Source organism: Tolypothrix bouteillei VB521301, assembly GCF_000760695.4.
In the GTDB taxonomy this organism is placed as follows: Bacteria; Cyanobacteriota; Cyanobacteriia; order Cyanobacteriales; family Nostocaceae; genus Scytonema; species Scytonema bouteillei_A.
On record NZ_JHEG04000001.1, the window covers coordinates 8,860,255 to 8,881,712 of the forward strand.

Genomic DNA, 21,458 nt, shown 5'->3' on the forward strand with positions numbered 1-21,458 from the left:
CTTAAAAAGATGTTGCCAAAGCAATAGACAAGCGGAATTCTAACAATCAACTAAATCTACAAATTGAGAGGGAGTTTTTTCGGAAACTTCGCAAAAGAAAAAACGAGATGTAAGATTTAGTTCTTTTCCCTATTCTCTACTCCCTTTTTCAACATAGCGAGTTTATTCAAGTTTAAAACTATAATTTTTAAGTTTAACTTGGTTAAAACCTTCAATACCTTGCAATCCACCTGTATGAATTGCGACAACTGTGGTGTGAGGGCGGAAAAGTTCTTTTTTTGCCAAATCGAAAATCCCAAAAAACATTTTTCCCGTGTAAATTGGATCGAGAGCAATGGAATGTTTTCGTTTAAAATCATTAATGAATAAAATTAATTCTGGCTTCCACTTGGCATAGCCGCCGAAACAGTAATTATCAGTAATCTGCCAATTTTGACAGCCTAAATTATCTTGTGTATCAAGCAATCTTTGCACGTCATTTTTCAAAAAATCTCCTTTTAGTGCAGAAAAACCAATGATGTGTTGAGCCGAATCTACAGCCGCAATAACACCAGCCAAAGTACAACCCGTACCACACGCCGTACAAAAATAATCAGGTTGAAATTGCATTTGTGAATGAATTTCTTCAACAATCTCCCTACAGCCTTGCAAAGCTAAAGTATTCGATCCACCTGATGGCAAAAAATAAACATTACCATATTCTTTTTCTATCTGTTCAAAAATCAAATTTTCCTCTCGAAAATCAGAGCGGCTAACAAAGAGCAATTTCATGCCACACTTTTCAGCAAAATCAAGTGTTGTATTGAGGGGTTGGGTACGTTCGCCGCGAATAATACCGATGGTTTCAATACCAACAATTTTTCCCACTGCTGCTGTAGCATAGATATGATTTGAGAAAGCACCGCCAAATGTAACAAGCCGGGGAAATCCTAACTCTTTGATTTTCAAGCAATTGTATTTCAGTTTCCGGAATTTATTACCCGATACTGAAGAATTGAGCAAATCGTCTCTTTTAATAAAAAGCCTAATCTTTGCTTCTGTTAGGGTTTCGTCAAAAATTTCCTGAATGGGGCTTACAGGTACATTGAAAAAATTGGTGACTGTTTGTGAGCATAGCATTTGGGATTTTGAATTGAGAAAATTTAGCGTATACCCTCATTATCGATCGCACTGTAAATGTCGGTAGGGGCGAGTCCCAACCAAGGATCGCTACTGGGAGTCAAAAACAGTTCTGCATAAACTTTTTTATTTAATGAATCCACATAGCTTGTTTGATTACCTTGTACAAACCATTGATGAATTTGCCTGTGCAGGATATACTCATTTCTAACTGTATCCAGAGCCATTGCCGCTTCAAAATTACGAATCAGTTTTGAGATATCTTGCGGATTTTTGGCAGACTGAAACTTTTTATCACCAATTAAGGCAATGCTATTCTTATCTAGTTTGGCAGACTCTGCATAGAGTTGGGCAATTCTGCTCCAAGTCGCTTGGTCTGTAATTTCTAAAGGAGTGTTTGGATTTTCTGCGCTTTGTGGCTGGATATTGTTTAATATCGGGCTTTCCACTCTCATTTTTGAGACGGCTACTGCACCTGCTACTGTAGCACTGGGAGTTTCACCCTCATTACTGGGAGATGCAACTAACCGTGGTGGAGATTGGATATCTAGTTTTGCTAAATCTGCTGTCCATTGGTTTTGGAGAGTCGTGAGGCGATCGCTGTGGTATTGTCGTAAAAAAGCTTCGCGTTGGGAACCGTTACGTTTGCTGTACTCCTTTGCTGCTACTTCCCCTTGCTGAAGGCTCGTGAGAAAAGCTTTTGGTCCGTATAGCCCTGGAATTGCATCAATCGGACGACCCGAACTATCTAAGATGTAATGAATGCTATTACCTGTGATTGTGCGTTCTAGTTTGCGTCCGTCACCAAAATCAATTGTCACCTTTGGGACGGGACGAACTGATTGCCAATGTAGAATAAAGTTTTCTCTTAAGACTTTAGAAATTTCCGCGTTGGGATATAATGCGACTCTAAAAAACCTGCTGTTAGCGCAACTGAGATCTGTATCTAAGTTACCTAGCAACCGCAAAGATAAGATTGGTTTACCGCTAGCTGTTGCGGCGGCTTTTGCTTTTTCTAGATCGGTGTACCAGTAAAGCTGAGAAGCATAGCAATCTTTTTGCTGGCAAAGTGAATCTAAAGCTTGACGAATTTCTACATTAGAAGAATTTAATGCATTGGCATGGGATTTGAGAAATATTTCCAATCCCGTTTGACCTTGTTGTCGCAGCGTCGCAACTTCTTGAGAGAGTTTAGACGTTTTTGATATAGGAGTTTGAGTATAAGCTGGTTGTGAAAAACTGACACTTACTAGCATCAGTGCAAATGGAATTTCAAAAAGTTTTTTTTTCATAAAATAAAATACGAAAGAGCTAGTACTGCCCTACTTTCTCCAAGATTAACATGGACATTGAGAAACAACTGTATGTTCTAAATCTCTTCATATTAGGGTTTGAGAAATGGAATCAAATTCTTTGAACCCTCTCTTAACTGTATCGACTGAGTACCCTAATGGGTAATTCTTCATTTGGTTTCTGGAATTGAAAGGAAATCTACAGAAGTCAGTTATTGTCCAATTCAATAAATACTTTTCTACAACAGATGAACAGTGTAACACAAACAACTCTTCCAACTCTAAAAAATGGTAATTCTGGTATAGCTGTCAGCATTTTGCAACGATTATTGATGTTCCAAAGTATCAGCGTTCCTCGGTTATCTCTAAAAGTTGATGGTATTTTTGGTCGCTCGACAGAAGCTGCTGTGAAAGATTTTCAAAAAAGCAGAGGACTCTCTGTAGATGGAGTTGTTGGTCTTAAAACTTGGCAAGAACTGAGTGCTTTGCCAGGTGATGGAGAAGAAATTGTGTAAGTAAGACAAGTAGGGGCGCGGCGGCTTTGCGCCCTTATAAAAAATGTTGTTTATTGAGGTAAACATTATTGCGACCTCATCAAATCCTAGTTTTTAGTTGAGATTTTGATGCTTGTCCGAGTTTTTTTATATCTGTTTTATCCCAACCAGCCCATATATTAATGTGCGTTCGCCCTGTATTTGCTTGATACTGATACTCTAATCCATCTTTATGCTGGAAGCACGAATGTAATTGCTAGGTTGAATGCTGTTGAAACTTTAGAGGTGGGAATTGCCATTAATACAAAAGCAGAAATAATGCTAACATGAAAATTGCTTCAATTCTCTCTATGTAAAAATCAAGACAGAATTTCTTTTCTCACTTTAGTTTAAAAACTGAGTCATTTTATAAGCCAGGAGCGCTCCATCAGCAGTCAACACAGTCAAGTTATGCTGTAAAGATTGACAGATGAGTAAACGATCGAATGGATCGCGGTGTAAAGATGGTAAATTTATTAACTGAGCTACGCTCTCTTCATCAATAGTCAGGCTGCTAATTTTGTGCCTTTCGCGTTACTTAGGTAAATATATTTCTGGGGATTCTGGTAGTGGCAGTTTTCCGAGTTGATATTTAACTTATACGCCGTAAGTCCCCCACGCTCATTTGGGACTCCAAATCAGTGGCGGGATATAAGGCGGGAGACGACGATTGCATATTTCTGGCTCATGTCAGCCGCAGGCTTCAAGGACAAAGGTGTATGAGGAGTCGCCAATTATTTTCTGGATAGCTTTTACTGAAAATAGTATATAATAGTAACAGGTCGATGTTTGGGAAATGTTGAGATGAGACGACAAGCTCTAAAAGTCAGACTGTACCCTAGCGCTCGACAAGTTCAAGTACTTGCACAACACTTTGGTTGTGCGAGATGGTGGTGGAATTATGGGTTGAATAAATGTATTGAAACTTATCAGGCAACTGGCAAAGGCTTGTCGCAATCAGGACTCAATTCTCTATTGCCTGCCCTCAAAAAAGATCAACAGACTCAATGGTTAGGAGAATGTTACTCACAGGTTTTGCAATCTGTGAGTTTGAATCTGAGTCGTGCATATCAAAACTTTTTTGAGGGGAGAGGGAAATATCCACGATTCAAATCAATTCACCACCGTCAATCTATTCAGTATCCACAGAAGGTAGAACAAATCAATGACTGTTTGAAGTTTCCTGGGAAATTAGGTGTTGTCAAAGCAAAGATACATCGACCTGTTGATGGCACTATCAAAACTGTCACTGTCAGTAAATGCCCATCCGGCAAGTACTACGCTTCTGTGCTGATGGAGTACTCGGGTGATTATCCCACATCAAAGACAAATGGTCAGGTGATTGGGATTGATTTAGGTATTGTGGATTTTGCCGTTACCTACGATGGCGAAAAGATTTCCAAATATCCAAATCCAAAACATCTCGCTAAATATGAACAGAAATTAGCCAAGAAACAACGCATTGCTGCTCGCAAGGTCAAAGGTAGTAATCGTCGTAGAAAAGCCACAAAAATTGTAGCTAAGGTATACGAACAAATTAGCAATGTCCGCCAAGACTACTTACACAAATTATCTCGATTGATTGTAGACAACAATCAAGTTGTAGTCGTTGAAAACCTGAACGTCAAGGGCATGGTTCGCAACCACAAACTGGCAAAAGCAATATCTGATACGGGATGGGGCACTTTTACCAATTTCTTAGCCTACAAGCTTGAAAAAGAAGGCAAGGTTTTGGTAGAAATCAACAGATGGTTCCCTAGCTCCAAGCTTTGCTCTCATTGTCATTACCAAATCAACGAGTTACCGTTAGATATCAGAACTTGGGTTTGTCCTAATTGTGGTACTCATCATCACAGAGATGGTAATGCCGCGACGAACATTAGAGCCGAAGGTATCAGAATGCTGTCCTCCTCTGGGACGGGGGAGGAAGATCGCCAATGGAGAGGAAGTCAGACCAATTCGAGGGCGTAAGCCTAAGATGCGGCATTCCTCCGTGAAGTTGGAAGCCAACACTGTACCCGGTACTCCGGGTCAGTGTGGGTAGTTCACTAGTGCATTCCCATAAAGAGACAACACTCAGATAAACTGTATTTTTAGGATTTTGAATCACTAATATCGCATTTAATTTCTTAATCTCAAAGCTCTATCTAAACTAAACCACGCTGTTAAATGCAGCACAATTTTATATATGCTAGGGTAGCGATCGCTGGAGTACGGTCACTGAATCTTCTTGAGGACGGCGTATGGCAATTTGGTTTGGTTCCCAAACAATAGTATCGAGATCGAGAATTGGAATACTGAAGTCTTTCGCAAGCTTGTTTGCAAGAGTACTTTTTCCAGAACCGGAATTGCCAAATATTAAAATTCGAGACATAGTGATGATTTAATTAAGGGCAACCGAGTAAGTTCTCAATTTTCAAACAATTAAAATTATTAATTCTACTCGTTATCCGTAACGCGATGCAGTGCAACCCACTCATCATGCAATATGGCGTATATATACTCGTCCTGCCACGAGCCTTTCATGAAATGGCTTTGCTTGAGATGTCCCTCACGCCTCATGCCAAGACGCTCCATAAGTCGAAATGATGCTGTGTTACGCGTGTCGCATATAGAGGTAATTCGGTGCAGATGGCGGTGTGTAAAGCCATAGTTGAGTAATACAAGTGCTGCCTCTGTTGCATAACCAAACCCCTGATAGTTTGGGTGAAGTGACCACCCGATTTCTCCCTTACTTTGTGCTTTTGGGAATAGGTTAATGCCAACCTCGCCAATTACTTTAGCGTCATCTATAAGGTAGATTGCAAACATGATATAGCCGCCTTCATCATCAATTTCCACAACTGCTTGTCGTGAGAGCAAGCCCATTGCTTGCTCCTCAGTCAGTGGTTCTACAGGCATATACCGCAAAACCTCAGGGTGAGTTTGATATGCCAAAAAATCAAGCAAATCTGCCACAGCCATACGGCGTATAATCAATCGTTTTGTTACCGTTTCCATACTTTTCTTCACCTACCGATTTCACTTTATGTTGAACGAGTATTTATTTAAATTAACTAAAAAGTGGTGCGGTCTTATAATTTGGATGTTGCTTAGTGAGATAAGAGCTATACGACCGTAAATCATAGTTCAGAATTTGACTATATACGAGAATTACTTGAAACTAAGGTAATTATCTAGAAAAAAGACATTATGATCGCAAAATCGCCAACGAGCGCTGACAACTTCATTATTCGCCCGATGAACAGGTTTGAATTTGAGTTAGTAATTTCTTGGGCAGCAGATGAAGGTTGGAATCCTGGTATATATGATGCTGAATGTTTTTATCAGTGCGATCCCCACGGTTTTTTTCTGGCTGAATTGAACGGCGAGCCAATAGGGAGCATTTCTGCTGTAGCTTACGGAAAAGACTTTGGCGTTCTTGGTTTTTACATAGTTAAGCCACAGTTTCGCGGGCAGGGCTTTGGGCTCAAAATATGGAAGACTGCAATGGCATATCTGAGTACCGAGCGTAACATTAGTGTCGATGGAGTCATTGCCCAACAAGAAAACTACAAAAAATCGGGTTTCCAAATTGCTTACAACCATATTCGTTACAAGACAATTGGCGGCGGTGCAGTACCAGATAACATCGTAGAACTTGCAACTGTGCCAATTGATGAGTTAGTTGCTTACGAGCGCAATTTTTTTCCCCGTGAGCGAGTTCGCTTCCTGCAATTATGGATTCAGCAGCCAAACAGTGCTGCTTTAGGAGTGGTGAGCGAGGGACGTATTGTTGGTTATGGAGTCATCCGACAAAGCCATACTGGTTTTCGCATTGGACCTTTATTTGCAAATAAAGGACAGATTGCCGAACAACTCTTACTTGCTTTGCTTGCTAAGGCAACCGATGCTCCCGTGTTTCTGGATGTGCCGGATGCCAATCCAGAAGCGATCGCTCTAGCTCAACGTTACGGAATGAAGCCTGTCTCTGAAGTAGCTAGAATGTACACCAGAGAAATTCCTAAGTTGCCCATAAACCGTGTATTTGCAGTCACAAGCCTGGAAGTTGGTTAGGTGCAAATCCCTGTTTGAAAAAATCTCATCTTAGTTTATTTCTGTACGCGGGTTTGTTACACAGTGTGTGGTAACAAGCTTGACAAACACTTGCTTTCAGGGCGTACTCCCACAGCTGACGATGCTATAGCTTCATGGTTCCTACAACAGTCGGGTGCGAAATGAGAGTTGGAATCAATGGCAGAAAAACCCAAATAAAACCTGTTACTCTATGATGAAGAATGGGCTTTTGCAGAACTAGAACGGAGAACACCACAATGTTACTAAAAGGTTCTTGCCATTGTGGAGCGGTACGCCTCAACGTCAAAAGCTACCATCCCTATCCATTCATGCGTTGCTACTGCTCTATTTGCCGTAAAACAGCAGGGGAGGGTAGCTATGCTATCAACATCGTTGGTGACAATACGACATTACAGGTTGAGGGTGAGGAGAACATCCCCATTGAAAACACGCCCTAGGGGAGAAAGAGGAGACTATAGTGTGCTAAGTATAAAATTTACCACTAATTTCCTGTAAAATTTTCGTTACATACTTGGAAATTTTTCCTGCCCACTTACTTAGGTTCAGAGAATGACCGCTAATCCAACAATGGTGTTTGGATTGCGAAACAGATACTGCTCAGAAGCAGAGGCATGATTTGCTCTGCCATGTATTCTGTAGAATAACCGTTCGGGTTACGACTCCATTGAAGACTCGCGCCGAAAATGGCCCAACTCAAGATGGTGGCAAGCGTCTCTACAGAAACTCCCTGCATTTTTTCTCCCGAAAACGCCTGTTGGAGCCATGACAGAATGAAGGCGTAGAGTTCACCCTGGACAGTGGCCTCGACAAGTGGATGAGACTCACGATTTGGTCCACGACACTGACTGAGAGCACTTCTCAGCACTTCAGCTACTGTTTGGATGAGCAGGCGCAAATTACTCCTGTTGAAGGGGCAGGATGCTTGGAGTTTCTTGAACAATGCCTGCTGAATTGCGTCACGCATGGCTGCCTCGATCAGTGCGGATTTGTCTTCAAAATGGGCATAGAATGTCGCTCGGTTCACACTTGCCCGCTCTGTAATCTTTCGCACAGTAATATCGCGCAAGTTTTGCTCTGCCGCAAGCTCGACAAGCGCCTCTAATAACAGTTGGCGTGTGCGCTTTACGCGAGGATCATTTTCATTACTGGCTGCCGTACCCATATGCTTTTTCTCCGCTTTTCCCACCCTGACTTGTGAACGCAATCATGCTGTGAACATCGCACTCTTGCGTCAACAATTTTGCATATCTGTTGCCTAAACAACATCGATTATTTTTTGCTGGTTACTTTTTTTCACTTTTGTACCTATCATTCTACACAACAACCGTTGCTTAAGCGATATTGTTCGATCAAAAGAAGGGTAAAAGTAAAATGGCTAATCTGCATGATTTGATTCTTGTTACAGGTGCAACGGGCACTCAAGGTGGCGCAACGCTCGCCCAGTTGTTGGCCCGTGGACACCGAGTGCGTGCCTTAACACGAAACCCTGAGGGGGAGCGAGCCAGAGCGCTGAGTGAAATGGGAGCGGAAGTGTTTCGCGGCGATTACGACGACCCCGCGTCTATAGAAACGGCCTTGCGCGGCGTTAGCGGGGTGTTCTCCGTTCAAGTACCAAGCATGGAAGGCAACGATATAGAAAGTCGGCACGGTGCCTTGCTGGTGGAAGCTGCGAAGCGGGCTGGCGTCCGGCACTTTGTCCACGCATCCGTATCCGGGACGGACTTATACAAGTCCATGCCTCCTGGGACAGAGAGTTTGTGGGACAAGCCTTACTGGGACAGCAAGCTGATACTTGAAGAGACAGTGCGTGCGGCGAATTTTCCCACCTCCACGTTCTTGAGAGCCGCGTTCTTGATGGAGAACTACGTCGCGCCGAAAGTCGGTTTCGCCTTCCCCGAATTCCACCAGGGCGAAATAGTGATAGCTATGGACATGGACACGAAGCTCGCGCACGTCGCTGCCCAAGACATGGGCGCATTCGCCGTCGCCGCGTTCGAGAATCCCGACCGCTTCAACGGCAAGAGCCTGGAACTAGCGGGCGATAAGTGTACCATACCTGAAGTTGCGGCCGTTTTGAGCCGCGTGACCGGGCACAAAGTGTCCGCAATCTGCTTGACACCGTTGGAGGCGAGCGCACGCGGCAAATACCCTCTAATGGTGCAACACCAAGAGTGGGCGAACAAAATTGGATACCCTGTTTCTATTGAGGAACTCCGTGGCTACGGTGTGCCGCTCACGGACTTTCCTACTTGGGCAGAGGCTAACAAAGACGCGATTAAGCTAAACTTACGCCCAATCGAAAAGAGCTAACTCTTCTCCAGAGCAACTTTTAAGGTTTTTTGAATCGTTCGTACTGGGTACAATTTGCCAAAGGGGCAAGCGTCACGCGAACTTGAGACGTTGCCCCCCAGTTGTTTAATTTACCACGAACCTATCCCACTAAAAAAATCAATCATTGCGGGCGTGTTCAAACTCATAAATATAGAAGAGTCGGCTAAATCGCTTGAGCTGGTATCCTACGATAGCAAATAGAATTGCACTTCCAATTGCCCACCAGAAAGCTGTAGGAGGGATAGTCGTTAGAATCGAGCCGCTTGTTTGCTGGAAATTTGCGAGCGCAACTTTCACAGCCATAGCCCGTGCATCCACAATAACTCCCACAAGCAAACACACAGCAGCAGCTATATAAGCCAACACAGACAGACGATTGAAATTCTTCAGAGCATCCTGGCAAACCTGACAGTGTTGAGTATGGGTTGTCCACACATCAAAAAGCTTCTGCTTGTCCTCCTCTTTTGAAGGAAGTGAATCTTGCGACATCCAAGGAACGCCACCGCCAGCTCTTGTTTCCAGCCACTGGCGAAACGTAATTACCATTTTGTCTTGGGGATTCGGAGTATAAACTGCATTGAGCCATTTGTCCTTGCGCCGATCCAGAATCTTCTGTTGATAGTGAAGGAACACCAAATCTTGATGTAAGAATAAAGAAGACAAAACGTGAATTAACCAAATTGGCATGGGTAGACCAAAAAAACCCAATCCCTTTGGCTTTTGCCCTGCGTCGTTCTTCACTAACACTTGGCATCCCATATGACGGCACCATCCCGGACGAGTCGGGGTAGCATACAATGCCAGTATGAGTTTTCCACCATCTGTATTGCTTGAGACAATTCTCATGTGACATGGCGGTTGAAAGTCATGAACGGCTTGTTCAATATTAGGGGCTGTTGGTGTAATTTCAAAAGAAAACCCTTCTTGGGTAGACACATTCCGTACTATATTCATGTCATAGTACTTGGCATCCTTGTAGCGACTGCCGATAATTCCGTGGTGAGAGACAGGGACATGAGCGGGATCTGCCACATTCTCCATAAAAAAGTCCCATCCATAGGGAAGATCGCGTACATTCCAAGATAGCTGCACTACTTTATCGGAGCCATTCTCAAGCTCTGGTATAATTCGTGGCGACCTCAATTGACTTTCCTGTTCTGCTTGTGAACCTGACTCTGACCATACCCACAGCAAACCTTGGCATTCTTGAGTGGGATAAGCGACAGCGCACGACCTCAAATTTGAGCGATGCTTTGCCTCAGTTTGCTTATTCTGTGATTGAGGAATGTGGACGCAATTCCCTTGAGAATCAAAACGCCAAGCGTGATACGCGCACAAAAGCGTTCCATCAGATTCAACACGACCTTCTGAAAGTGGAACCAATCGATGGGGACAACAATCTTCAAAGCAGCGCCATTTATTAGTCCCATCACGCCACACGACAATATCTTTTCCTAGTAACTGCATTGCGTGAGGGCGAGAGGGATCTAGGAAATCTACAACGGCTACTGGATACCATTGTTTGGTCCACTGGAATACTTCTTCTTGCTGTTGAAATTGTTCCACAGCATCACGCATATTCTCTTGCAGACTTGTCTCAGTAGCCACACTTACTCCTTTTTTTGATAAGGCAAGTTCTTTTAATAAATTTTAACATGATATCCATAGAGAAGATCGCCCAATACAAAGTATCCAAAGTTCTTGCATTGCGGAGGTCAGCGACATAACTTTATGGCACCTCACTTGATGAACGCTGCATCTTAGTTTGAATAAAGAAGTGAAAACTGTTACTTTTGTGCTGGCTTCGGGAACTCTAGCAATATAGTTCATGTAACAGTAGTCTAAGTAGTACATTATACATAAAAAGCGTTAATAAACCAATTTTAGTTTCAGGGTTTTCACTGGTTTAACACGCTAAGTATGGCAGTAACTACTGTGCCTGAATTGTGTTGCAAACGCCATTTAAGGTTTTGAGAATCGGCATATGGATAAATCCATTATTCAATTGGTTGATGAGTTACCCACTGACAACATTACTGTCAAAGTGTTAAAGGCTCTAGATTATGTAGCACCAGGTCAGTGGAATAATTTGGTAGGGTTTGACAATACTATCCGTGTTATTACTGGAGAAACCAACCCACAAGTTATTCAGCGAATTCGCGATCGCGCTGTTGTTTTATACCACGAACCTCAACAAGGTTACCAAGCTGCTATCAAACTTTATCAAACGATTGATAGTGCAGATACAGCTATGGCAACTGCTGCTTTAGCCAACAAAGTTGGTGAAAAAATCGGTTTTCTTTCCTTTTTAAGCAAAATTACACCAAAAGCTGACTTCACGCAAACAATTGATTTAGTCCTGAAAGTAGCTGTCGAAATTATTGCATTCTCCAAACTCAATGGTATTCCCCAACCCAATCCACAAGAGTTTGTCAATTCCCTCACAAATAACTATCAAGATGCATCGCTGATGCGGATGGTTGCTTTAGTTTGTCTGGATGGAGTTTTGCCCTTAGGTCCTGACTTTCTCAGCAAGATACACGAAGTTATAAGTGGTACAAATACCGACGCGATCGCTCAAAATCCTCTCTTCTCAACCATCAACAACTTTCTACCAGGCAACAATCCTTCTGATAAAGTTGGTTTTATCACTCAGGGTTTCAACTCCGTGCAAGGCTGGATGAATAACTTAGTATCGAAAACTGGTGTAACTCCTCAATCCATTTTCAGTCATCTGGGGAATTTTATTCAGATGGCGGATGATAATTTAGACTTTGTCGCAGCATTCCTAGATCAAACTACAAATTATTACGAGCATACAGGAATTCAAACTGTGGCTCGCCGTCTGATTTTACAAGCTCATACTTTAGTCAAACAAGAAGTTCAAGACCAACAGCCAACATCTCGAGCTATGAAAACTGATACCAATCAATATGCATTGGGAACACAAGTAGAGGTTTGGGATAGTGATGAAGAGGAATGGTATGAAGCAACTGTTGAACAAGTGAAAGGTAACAGCTACTTTATTCAGTATACTGGCTATGATTCCTCTTATAACGAATGGGTTGAAGAAGATGATATGCGGACACGCGACTCATTGGGTGACAGTGAATATAGATTGGGTCAAAAGGTAAAAGTTTGGGATAGTGATGAAGAGGAATGGTATTCTGCAACGATAGGTAAAATCAAAGGTCAGCAATATTTTGTGCATTACATCGGTTATGACTCATCCTATGATGAATGGGTTGAAGAGGACGAGGTTTGTTAAAAAGGTAAAGAAATCCCAGTTTTAGGGTTGCAAGACATTGCCACCCTACAAACAGTATGGTTGAGTAAACATCAAAATGGTGTTTTTGCCTCCAAGTACAAAGCTTTTCCCAGCTGCGGATGCTGGAAGCGAAGTTCTCTAGCGTGCAAATGTAAGCAACTGGCTTCAATACAACATCCATAAAGACGATCGCCCAATATCGGTATCCCAAGTCCTCTTGTATCAGCAGCGTGAACTCTCAATTGATGAGTTCGCCCTGTCAGCGGTATAAATTCCACGCGAGTGTAGTTTCCTTCTTTCGATATCACCTGAAAGTGAGTCACGCTTGCTTTTCCATACTGCCAATTGACTTCCTGATACGGGCGATTTTCAGGATTTCCCCACAAAGGCAGTTCTATAACACCCCTCTCCGTGCTTGGAGAACCAGCAAGCACGGCTTCATAAACTTTATGAACTTGTCTTTGCTGGAATTGCTGACTGAGTTGCCGATAAGTTTGCCCATTGCGAGCTAACAAAAGAATACCAGAAGTGTCTTGGTCTAAGCGATGTACGGCAATCAGTTGTTCGCCATTGGGTAACAAATGACGCAAACGACTGAGAACACTGTCTTGGCGATCGCGATAACGTCCTGGAACTGATAATAAACCTGCGGGTTTATTGACAGCAATCAACCACTCGTCTTCATAAACAAGGGGTAGTATTTCCTCTTGTGGAAGGTACAAAGATGACCCTGTTTTGTCTGCATTTTCCTGTGGCAATCCTGAAAGCAAAAACCCCATTAATGACTGACATCGTTCCGCACAAGCCCCATAAAATTCTCCTTGGATTTTCTCTCGATCGTGAGAAGATATTCCCCACCAAAACTCTGCCATTGCCAATGGTTTTAACCCTTGTTTTGCCGCATAATGAAGTAGTTTTGGAGCACAACAATCTCCTGTTCCGGTGGGCATAGAACCTTTTGGCATCAATTGCTGTAATGAAGAAGATTGTCCTAAAAAATTCATAACAGAATAAGCAGCATGCATCTGAGCTTGAAGTTGACGGGACAGTTCTTTCCGCAACCGTTTTAATTCGCGCATTTGCCCATCTGCAGTCTCAATCGCTTGTTTGAGCGATCGCAATGTCTCATCTCGTTGGCGTTTAAATTTGCGTCGCTCAATTCCATCCTGACGGCTTTCTTCATCGAGGTGTTCGAGGGCTGCAATCAGTGATTCTCCTGTTAGCGTCTCACAACATATCAAACGTTTTTCGTGTCGTTGCTGCTTCCTGTTTTGATGGCGATCGCTCATTTCTTGCAAGCGTAACTCAAACTCATGCGACAAAATTTCGTATTGCTGACGTTCTGGAAGTTGCTCGAGGGAGATAAGTTTTTGCTTAATATTTTCCAATTCAGCGAGTGTACGGGCTTCGTCTAAAGCAATTTGTTCTCGCCCAGGAATCGGTGGAACCCACCCCTCCACTATACCGCTACCGTTGAGCAGCCCGGAGAAAGCTTTTAGTATCCCTTGTTCGCCTGAAGGTAGTTCCACTAGCAAGACTCCATACATCTTACCCTCACGAGAATAACGCTCGTCAGTAGCAAGATGTCTCATTAAACCATATGCGATCGCTTCTACGAGAGGAGTGCGCGGAAGTCTCAGTATTTCACCGTTTTGAGGACAGCGCCCTTCATAGTAATAGGTAGGAATAGAGTTTGCTGGAGTGCGATAAGCCGAAGGCTGAACGGCTGAAGCCGCATCGCTTTCAAGAAAATCTGAAAGTGGGTGAAGAACTACCATAAACAGGATAAAGGATGAGTTCAAAATTCCTCAATTTCTGTTAGTCCGCCTGCGTGGACTTCGTTTGTATAGTAGCGAATTCTATTCGCCCATTACGTCCTTTGTTCTTTACCCAAGCAGCCATGGATCGGGACCACCAATCTCTACTTTTGCCTCACTCTTTCCACTGCAGTATCAGCATTTACCAAACCGCGACCGAAAAAATACTCCTGTGCTGACACGGGTTTTGCCTTAGCAAAAATCCCTGAAGGGCGGGAAACTGGAGCATATATAACAGTGCCAAAAGCCGGAGTGAAGGTAATTTTGATTTTATAATTGGTTCACCTCCTATTGAAGATGATTTTTGATAAGCCTCAGGGCGTGAAAATCAACTTATAATGAAAGATACACAGATGTGGTTGAAAAAATACGAATGACTTTGCAAGAATTGCAAGAGCAGGCATTGCAGTTACCAATTAGCGAGCGCTGGTATTTAGTTCAGTCGGTGTCTGGTAATATTAATCCTATGTCTCAACAAAAAAAGGCTGTCATTCTCTAAAACTTTATCCTAAATTGGGTCGTCTCTACCAATTCCCAATTCCTTGAGCTTGGTTTTCACATCCTCCCACTGAGTCCCACAATAGTAATATTTTTTATCCAGTATATTGGCGATATAGTAACCCTGCTTACCACCATTGATGCGGAAAAGCGCGAGTGCTACTTTTTTCATCGAAGTACCAAAGGCTGCAAATTCGTCTTCAGGAGACAAATTTGGGGCATTGAATAAGTTTAGAAATGGCTCACCATGTTTAAATGCCCAACCATTACCTCTACGCTGAATAATTTGATAGTACACAGGACAAACGACTGTAGTGCTGGAATCTGCCATAATTAAATTAGTTTTTATTTTGAGTAAAGCCCCTAGCGGGCTACTAGGGGCTACTAACTATGTGTTAGTTATTGACGTTGTTTTGTTCACCTGGTTCATCAGCGATGTCTTCGAGGTCTTGCTCAACAACCTCTGGATCGACAAGGTAAGTTTCCCTTGATACTTCGTCTCGCTTTTTCCAAACTCCTTGGAAAAGACGGATAAAGACTTTAACAGGATTCCAAAAACCTTGATGACCGTTACCGTTTTGATTCAATAAATCACCTCCTTTAATTAGGTAAATGGGGACACAATTGTCCCCTAATTTATTTTAAATTGCTTTTACAGCAGTTTTTATGAATAAATTTAACTACTTTTAGAGATAACAGATGATTTATTACTGAGGATTAAGATAATTTCTCCGTTGGCAATCGCATCTAATAGTTGTCCGGTAGAACATTCATTATCGTATTATATATAACCCAGATTTTGTGCGATTTCTTTTAGCTTTTCTCCCGTACCCTGGGCTACTCGTGCATGGAGATTTGTGCGATCGAGTTTCTTTCTTCCTGCCATAACTGTTAACCATGAAATCACAAAACTGGTTTACATTTATAAGATAGCAAAAGGTATTAACATTGCGGTGCTGCCAACCCCGAAAACGCTTCGATAGAATAGGCATACTGTTTTTTAGTCAGGAGATCGACACCATGCCCAAAGTTTTAGATCCAAACGAACCATACACCTTCAGCAAGTATTTTGATTTGCCTTACTCACCTGAGGATATTTTGGCAGATTTGGGCTGTGCGATCGCGCAGCACATCATGTAGTGGAATATTTACCACTGCATTGAGTCCCGCAGGATGTGGAGTTTGTATCACGGACGATTATTGGGATCTTGCTGTCTAGAAACAAAGAAGATGCAGTCTTGAGGCGAAATTAGAGATCCGATCTGCCTTTCTTCGATAAATAATTCTTCATTATGACTATTAATGTAATCTTTGATATGGAAACCCGAGATCCGGATGATATGTTTGCTTTGTGCTTTCTTGGTTCTCATCCAAATGTCGCCTTACAAGCTGTCACAATAAATCCAGGAACAAAAGCGCAAGTAGGAGTTATCCGTCACATTCTGCATCTTCTCAACAAGCATGATGTTCCAGTCGGTGCGCGTAATTCAGATTCTATGAAAGATGTCGTTTCAGAATTTCATTACGAGTTTCTTGGAATTATTCCACCCAAGGAACCAGATGATTTTGCTCACAATCTTATAGCGACTACTATTAATTTATATCCAGATGTCGTGCTACTCACGGGCGCACCATTACACAATTTAAGGCTCTTACTGAAAAATTTTCCTTTAATAACAATAAAACGCTGGGTAGGACAAGGTGGATTTGCGGGAGATAGTATTGTACCACCTCAATTGCGTCTACCGAAATTTAATGGACTCGAAACTTGTCTGACATTTAACTTCAATGGCGATCCAAAAGCAGCTTTAGCTTTGCTCTCTTCAGCGCGGGTTATGACTAGAGATATTGTCTCAAAAAATGTTTGTCACGGAGTTATTTATCATCAAGAATTTCATGAGCGTATGAAACCATTTCGGAATAATTCTATCGGTCTCAATCTCATTTATAATGGTATGGAATTATACCTCAAACGCCGACCTGAGGGAAAAATGTTTCACGACCCTCTAGCAGCTTGTATTACTCTAAATAGGAATATAGCACAATTTCAAGAAGTAGAGATATACCGAAAGGGTGGAGAATGGGGAGCGAACCTTGCTAAGAACACTAATACATTTATTACTATCACCATCGACCACAACCAGTTTTTTCAGACATTGACACAGTCATGAAGTCATTAGGGAATTCAAGGGAGGGGTTTATGCTTTTTTGGTTTAATCAATCTAAAAAACGGGATAAATTTTTACAGCGTCCGGATATGAGTGATGAAGAATTTCTTCATGGGATACAATTATCTAGTGAGGCTGCAAGAAAAACAGTAAAATGTTGCAGAACAGAATTAAGCAAGAGTTTTCGACTCTCTCCTGAAAAGCTGTATCCAGATGATAAATTTCGAGACATCATAAGTTTGCCAACTCCTGAATGGGATATGATGGATCTCTTATTCCCGCTTGAAGAAGCTTTAGGGATTGGAATTGATGAAGAACAAGTTCCCGATTGGACTGGTAAAACTGTAACGTTGGGTGGATGGATTGTAGACTTTCTTTCGAGACCTGCTACTACGATCGCTATTAAAGAATGTGGCGATAATTAAAGCTGTTGTCATAATTTCTGTATCACTCATCTGGCAACGAATATTTTCTCCACAATCATTAATAATCAAATCTAATTTAAATCCATAGTGCCAATAGTTAACATCTGAGCGTTTGTTATTTGGACTGGCGCTCTAAGCTCGCTGATGTTTATCATGAGTGCTTATAAAGTCAAGGTCAGTAAGAGAGCAGTATTGAGATTTTTCCGAGATGTCTAATAAAGTGATATGGACTTACCTATTGTTTACCATCCCGATTATGTTGCCCCATTACCTGATGGTCATCGCTTTCCGATGCCCAAGTTTAGGTTACTGTACGAGCTACTAGTAAATGATGGTGTAGCACAAAAAGAACAATTTCATACACCCTCACGTCCACCACAAGAATTTATCGAGTTAGTTCACGCTACGGAGTACGTTAAAGCTTACATCGAAGGTACTTTGGATGCCAAAGCACAACGGCGTATCGGCTTACCGTGGAGCCCAGCACTAGTTAATCGTACCTGTGTGGCAGTAGCCGGTACTATTCTCACTGCTCAACTTGCACTTCAGAATGGTTTGGCTTGCAATACCGCTGGCGGAACTCATCACGCTTTTCCGAGCTACGGATCTGGTTTTTGCATTTTTAACGATTTGGCAATTGCGGCTCGCGTATTGCAAAAACTCGGTCTTGTTCAAAAAATTTTGATTGTAGATCTAGATGTGCATCAAGGAGATGGCACTGCTTTTATTTTTCAAGATGATGATAGCGTGTTTACTTTCTCAATGCATTGTGAAGTCAATTTTCCCGGTACAAAACAGAAAAGCGATTTAGATGTTCCTTTACCAGTAGGAATGGAAGATGATGCTTACTTACAAACATTAGCAAACTATTTATCAGATTTGTTATCTGATGTCAAGCCAGATATTGTATTTTACGACGCCGGTGTCGATCCTCACATAGGTGACTCTTTGGGAAAGTTAGCACTCACAGATACAGGCATTTTTCGGCGTGAAATGCAGGTATTGAGTACTTGCGTTGCAGCCCGGTTCCCTACTGCCTGTGTAATTGGCGGGGGTTATGCTGATGATATGAAATCCCTCGTATGGCGTCACTCCCTCGTGCATCGTGCTGCGAGCGAAGTATATCACTCGATTGGTTAACCGTTAGTTGTTGGTTGTTACCAATCACTAACTCTTTCTTGTTAAGTAACTCAAACGTAAGATGCAGAAATTTCGTTATTCCAGATACAATTTAGAAGTATGGAGAGCCGAGGGGAATAATTAAGGTGCTGTCAAAAGGCTTTGAAGTAGAAATGTACACTGGTACAGCCAATGGTGATATCGTCGGTCTCTCCGATAAGATTGTCACATCTTTAGATGGATTTGTACGCGAGCCAGATAACCGCAATGTAGAGTATACCACAGATCCATCTGAAAGTTATGACCAGTTGTTGTGCGCTTTACTACAGCCTCGTGTAAAGTTGCGAAATTATATCAAGCAATTAGGTGAGTATACCCTCATCCCAGGAAGCTCTTTATCCTTGGGTGATAGTACTCGCTTTTTTCGCTCCGATCCGGCAAATCCCTATCACGATTACATTGAGCAAAGTTACGGAACCAAGGTTGTTACAGCTAGCGTTCATATCAATGTAGGCATTAGCGATTTGGAATTGTTAATGCGGGCGTGCCGAATTATTAGGGTGGAAGCGCCATTGTTCCTGGCTCTTAGTGCTTCATCGCCTTTTATAGATGGCAAAGCAACGGGATATCATTCCACTCGATGGGGCATTTTTCCACAAACACCTGCTTATGTTCCTTTGTTTGAAAGTCACGCCCATCACGTTCAATGGGTGGAAAGCCAGCTAGCAGCAGGAACAATGCAAAATGTTCGTCATCTTTGGATGTCAGTTAGACCAAATGGCGATCGCCGTCCCTATGACTTAAATCGTCTGGAGTTACGAATTTGCGATTTAGTCATAGATCCAGTTGCTTTGCTTGCCATCACGGCTCTTTTAGAAGCACGGTTGTTACAGGTTATTGAAAACCCTCACTTAGATCCTTTAATTCAAAGTGAGTTCTCACCTGAGGAACTTATCTCTGTGTCAATGGCAAATGAAGCCGCAGCTGCTGCTACGAGCCTTGATGCTCAACTCAGGCACTGGCAAGATGGCAGAACTCTCTCAGCTAGAGATTGGATTCATGAAATCTATCAGGATGTATGGCCGATCGCCAAACAACAGGGTTTTGCTTGTTTTCTGTCGCCGTTACAAAAAATTCTCCGAGAAGGTAATGAAGCCCAACAATGGCTTCAACTTTACGCTTTGGGTATTAGCCCAAGACATATTATTTCCCAAGCAATTGATGCAGCTAAAGAACGCGAAATCGAATTAGAAGACAAATTGTGTTCTTCTGTCGCTACTTAGTTAGGGATTGGGGGCTGGGGAATAGGGACAGAGGGGACAAGGGGAAATAAAGTATTTCCAATCCAAAATCCCCCAATCCCCATCAAACAGAATTTCTTCTAACAGTCTTGTTTTTAGATAAATTTTTCGTATATTAAACTTAGCTATACATTTTTTAAAAAATTGTGATATATCTCAGAAGAACCCAAATGGTGTTCGGAAAACATTTCTTGTGAATTTTAAATTTCTAATCACAAGTGTTAAAAAAAAATTATAAAAAAAAACTATAGATGACTTCCGCCTCTAGATAGATTTGAAAAAAATTATACAGTGTTTAATTCGATATATCTATTCCTCCGCAAATGCCACAGGTCGTTTTAGTTAACCCACTGATCCCTCCCAATACGGGGAATATTGCCCGTACTTGTGCTGCCACAGGCACGGAATTGCATTTGGTAGGACCCCTGGGTTTTGAAATCAGCGATCGCTACCTGAAAAGAGCGGGTTTGGACTACTGGCCTTATGTCAAACTCCACTATCACGAGTCTCTGGAAGCTTTTAAAACAGTACATCAGTTGCGAGGTGGTAGATGGCTGGGTTTTAGCGTTCGTGGGAGTTGCAATTATGCTAGCTTTCAATTTCAACCTGATGACTGGTTGCTGTTTGGTAGTGAAACGACTGGGCTAGCGCCTGAAGTTATAGCAGCTTGTAATACTACTCTCTACATTCCCATGAACGAGAAGAATGTCCGTAGCTTAAATCTTTCGGTAAGTGTAGCAGTAGGTTTGTTTGAAGCCCGCCGCCAGCTCGGTTATTTACACTAGAGATGGACAAGTTGTCTGACTGTGAGTGCTAAGGTGAAAAAGGCGAAAAAGCTTCTATTCCAAGCTTTTAAGTAGTGTTGTACGGTTGGTTTATCTACGCCGTGCTCTGATAAAAATTGGTAATAGGATTCTTAAGTAAAGTTGCGGACTTCAAGTTATTAATATTATCTATAGAAAGAAATTACTTAAATAGATTTTGCAGTTGCTTCTAGAGGGATAGTGATGTAAATTATACTTAAATTTATCATTTTTCTAAAAAATTAGGGGCAAATACTTAACTCAAGAGGCAGAGATATATAAGAAATTTGTATATATCTAGGGGTGAAGAACCAGAGAAAAACGATAGCTTTTTGTGAATTTCGGGTGACCCTGCAACGGGGAACAAAAACCTGAAAAGCCAGTCAATGTAGGCATTTGAGTTATGTATTGTTGAGTGTAATTTGATTCTCAAGAAAAATATTTTGCGAGTTAATACGGTTGTTTTTTAGGGAATAATCAACGTAAAGTCGCGTGTGAGGTAGACGGATTGGATGGAAAAACTATGAAGATATCTACAGCAGGGTGTAGTTTTATGTGATAAGTTGCAGCATCTAGTCATAAGAGGTTACAACGGCTACAAAAACAGCCCGACTAAACTCAAACAAAAAACTCTAAAGACAACTGTAAAGAGAAAAACTTATATGGTGTGTGTTTTAAGGTGTGAGGAATGAGACAGACAAGGCAAC

At 42.0% G+C, this 21,458-nt stretch carries 20 protein-coding genes and 1 pseudogene; 12 read left to right on the forward strand and 9 right to left on the reverse strand.

Annotation, left to right across the window (positions count from 1 at the left end):
• Nucleotides 1–162: 162 nt before the first annotated feature.
• Nucleotides 163–1,119, reverse strand: coding sequence for a 1-aminocyclopropane-1-carboxylate deaminase/D-cysteine desulfhydrase (locus tag HC643_RS36185; RefSeq protein ID WP_038082668.1), 957 nt, complete (start codon nt 1,117–1,119; stop codon nt 163–165).
• 23 nt (nt 1,120–1,142) lie between these two features.
• On the reverse strand, nt 1,143–2,411 hold the full coding sequence (locus HC643_RS36190) for a thioredoxin domain-containing protein (protein WP_038082669.1): 1,269 nt from the start codon (nt 2,409–2,411) through the stop codon (nt 1,143–1,145).
• 248 nt (nt 2,412–2,659) lie between these two features.
• Here HC643_RS36190 and HC643_RS36195 point away from each other — a divergent pair, with 248 nt between their 5' ends.
• Complete coding sequence (locus tag HC643_RS36195; RefSeq protein WP_038082670.1) at nt 2,660–2,926, forward strand: peptidoglycan-binding domain-containing protein; 267 nt, start codon at nt 2,660–2,662, stop codon at nt 2,924–2,926.
• Between the two features lie 822 nt (nt 2,927–3,748).
• A pseudogene (locus tag HC643_RS36200) lies at nt 3,749–4,988 on the forward strand (RNA-guided endonuclease InsQ/TnpB family protein).
• 147 nt (nt 4,989–5,135) lie between these two features.
• Here HC643_RS36200 and HC643_RS36205 read toward each other — a convergent pair.
• Entirely contained in the window at nt 5,136–5,318 is a 183-nt protein-coding gene (locus tag HC643_RS36205) for an isopentenyl transferase family protein (protein WP_237266028.1), read from the reverse strand.
• A 65-nt stretch (nt 5,319–5,383) separates the two neighbouring features.
• On the reverse strand, nt 5,384–5,944 hold the full coding sequence (locus tag HC643_RS36210; RefSeq protein WP_038077783.1) for a GNAT family N-acetyltransferase: 561 nt from the start codon (nt 5,942–5,944) through the stop codon (nt 5,384–5,386).
• 192 nt (nt 5,945–6,136) lie between these two features.
• Here HC643_RS36210 and HC643_RS36215 point away from each other — a divergent pair, with 192 nt between their 5' ends.
• Together HC643_RS36215 and HC643_RS41850 are read left to right on the forward strand one after the other, a co-directional pair.
• Nucleotides 6,137–7,000 (forward strand): GNAT family N-acetyltransferase, encoded by an 864-nt coding sequence (locus HC643_RS36215; RefSeq protein WP_038077785.1) that lies wholly within the window; start codon nt 6,137–6,139, stop codon nt 6,998–7,000.
• A 257-nt stretch (nt 7,001–7,257) separates the two neighbouring features.
• On the forward strand, nt 7,258–7,458 hold the full coding sequence (locus HC643_RS41850) for a GFA family protein (RefSeq protein ID WP_237266029.1): 201 nt from the start codon (nt 7,258–7,260) through the stop codon (nt 7,456–7,458).
• 119 nt (nt 7,459–7,577) lie between these two features.
• Here the strand turns inward: HC643_RS41850 and HC643_RS36225 are convergent, their stop codons facing one another.
• Nucleotides 7,578–8,183, reverse strand: coding sequence for a TetR/AcrR family transcriptional regulator (locus tag HC643_RS36225; protein WP_038077786.1), 606 nt, complete (start codon nt 8,181–8,183; stop codon nt 7,578–7,580).
• Between the two features lie 209 nt (nt 8,184–8,392).
• On the opposite strand from HC643_RS36225, the gene HC643_RS36230 reads away from it, so the two are divergent.
• Nucleotides 8,393–9,331 (forward strand): NmrA/HSCARG family protein, encoded by a 939-nt coding sequence (locus HC643_RS36230; RefSeq protein ID WP_038077849.1) that lies wholly within the window; start codon nt 8,393–8,395, stop codon nt 9,329–9,331.
• 138 nt (nt 9,332–9,469) lie between these two features.
• Here HC643_RS36230 and HC643_RS36235 read toward each other — a convergent pair whose 3' ends face one another.
• The gene (locus HC643_RS36235) at nt 9,470–10,960 is read right to left on the reverse strand and encodes an aromatic ring-hydroxylating dioxygenase subunit alpha (RefSeq protein WP_038077788.1); all 1,491 of its coding nucleotides are present in this window, start codon (nt 10,958–10,960) and stop codon (nt 9,470–9,472) included.
• Between the two features lie 376 nt (nt 10,961–11,336).
• On the opposite strand from HC643_RS36235, the gene HC643_RS36240 reads away from it, so the two are divergent.
• The gene (locus HC643_RS36240) at nt 11,337–12,620 is read left to right on the forward strand and encodes a Tudor-knot domain-containing protein (RefSeq protein WP_038077790.1); all 1,284 of its coding nucleotides are present in this window, start codon (nt 11,337–11,339) and stop codon (nt 12,618–12,620) included.
• Nucleotides 12,621–12,691: 71 nt separating this feature from the next.
• On the opposite strand, the gene HC643_RS36245 is transcribed toward HC643_RS36240, so the two are convergent.
• Nucleotides 12,692–14,398 carry an RluA family pseudouridine synthase gene (locus HC643_RS36245; RefSeq protein ID WP_038077792.1) on the reverse strand — a complete coding sequence of 569 codons (1,707 nt, stop codon included), beginning with the start codon at nt 14,396–14,398 and terminating at the stop codon, nt 12,692–12,694.
• Nucleotides 14,399–14,810: 412 nt separating this feature from the next.
• On the opposite strand from HC643_RS36245, the gene HC643_RS42295 reads away from it, so the two are divergent.
• Complete coding sequence (locus HC643_RS42295) at nt 14,811–14,936, forward strand: hypothetical protein (protein WP_272900121.1); 126 nt, start codon at nt 14,811–14,813, stop codon at nt 14,934–14,936.
• Between the two features lie 9 nt (nt 14,937–14,945).
• Here the strand turns inward: HC643_RS42295 and HC643_RS36250 are convergent, their stop codons facing one another.
• The gene (locus tag HC643_RS36250; protein WP_038077795.1) at nt 14,946–15,266 is read right to left on the reverse strand and encodes a hypothetical protein; all 321 of its coding nucleotides are present in this window, start codon (nt 15,264–15,266) and stop codon (nt 14,946–14,948) included.
• A 64-nt stretch (nt 15,267–15,330) separates the two neighbouring features.
• Nucleotides 15,331–15,522, reverse strand: coding sequence for a hypothetical protein (locus tag HC643_RS36255; protein WP_038077798.1), 192 nt, complete (start codon nt 15,520–15,522; stop codon nt 15,331–15,333).
• A 705-nt stretch (nt 15,523–16,227) separates the two neighbouring features.
• On the opposite strand from HC643_RS36255, the gene HC643_RS36265 reads away from it, so the two are divergent.
• The 5 genes from HC643_RS36265 to HC643_RS36285 all read left to right on the forward strand — a co-directional run bounded on the left by HC643_RS36265 (nt 16,228) and on the right by HC643_RS36285 (nt 20,733).
• Nucleotides 16,228–17,106 (forward strand): nucleoside hydrolase, encoded by an 879-nt coding sequence (locus HC643_RS36265; RefSeq protein ID WP_038077799.1) that lies wholly within the window; start codon nt 16,228–16,230, stop codon nt 17,104–17,106.
• 29 nt (nt 17,107–17,135) lie between these two features.
• Entirely contained in the window at nt 17,136–17,528 is a 393-nt protein-coding gene (locus HC643_RS36270; RefSeq protein WP_050045541.1) for a hypothetical protein, read from the forward strand.
• A gap of 225 nt (nt 17,529–17,753) precedes the next feature.
• Nucleotides 17,754–18,668, forward strand: a complete 915-nt coding sequence (locus HC643_RS36275) for a histone deacetylase family protein (RefSeq protein WP_038077804.1) — start codon at nt 17,754–17,756, stop codon at nt 18,666–18,668.
• A gap of 125 nt (nt 18,669–18,793) precedes the next feature.
• A complete protein-coding gene (gene gshA / locus HC643_RS36280) occupies nt 18,794–19,930 on the forward strand; it encodes a glutamate--cysteine ligase (RefSeq protein ID WP_038077807.1) in 1,137 nt (378 codons plus the stop codon).
• A 341-nt stretch (nt 19,931–20,271) separates the two neighbouring features.
• Nucleotides 20,272–20,733 carry a tRNA (cytidine(34)-2'-O)-methyltransferase gene (locus HC643_RS36285; RefSeq protein WP_038077809.1) on the forward strand — a complete coding sequence of 154 codons (462 nt, stop codon included), beginning with the start codon at nt 20,272–20,274 and terminating at the stop codon, nt 20,731–20,733.
• The last annotated feature ends 725 nt before the right edge of the window (nt 20,734–21,458 follow it).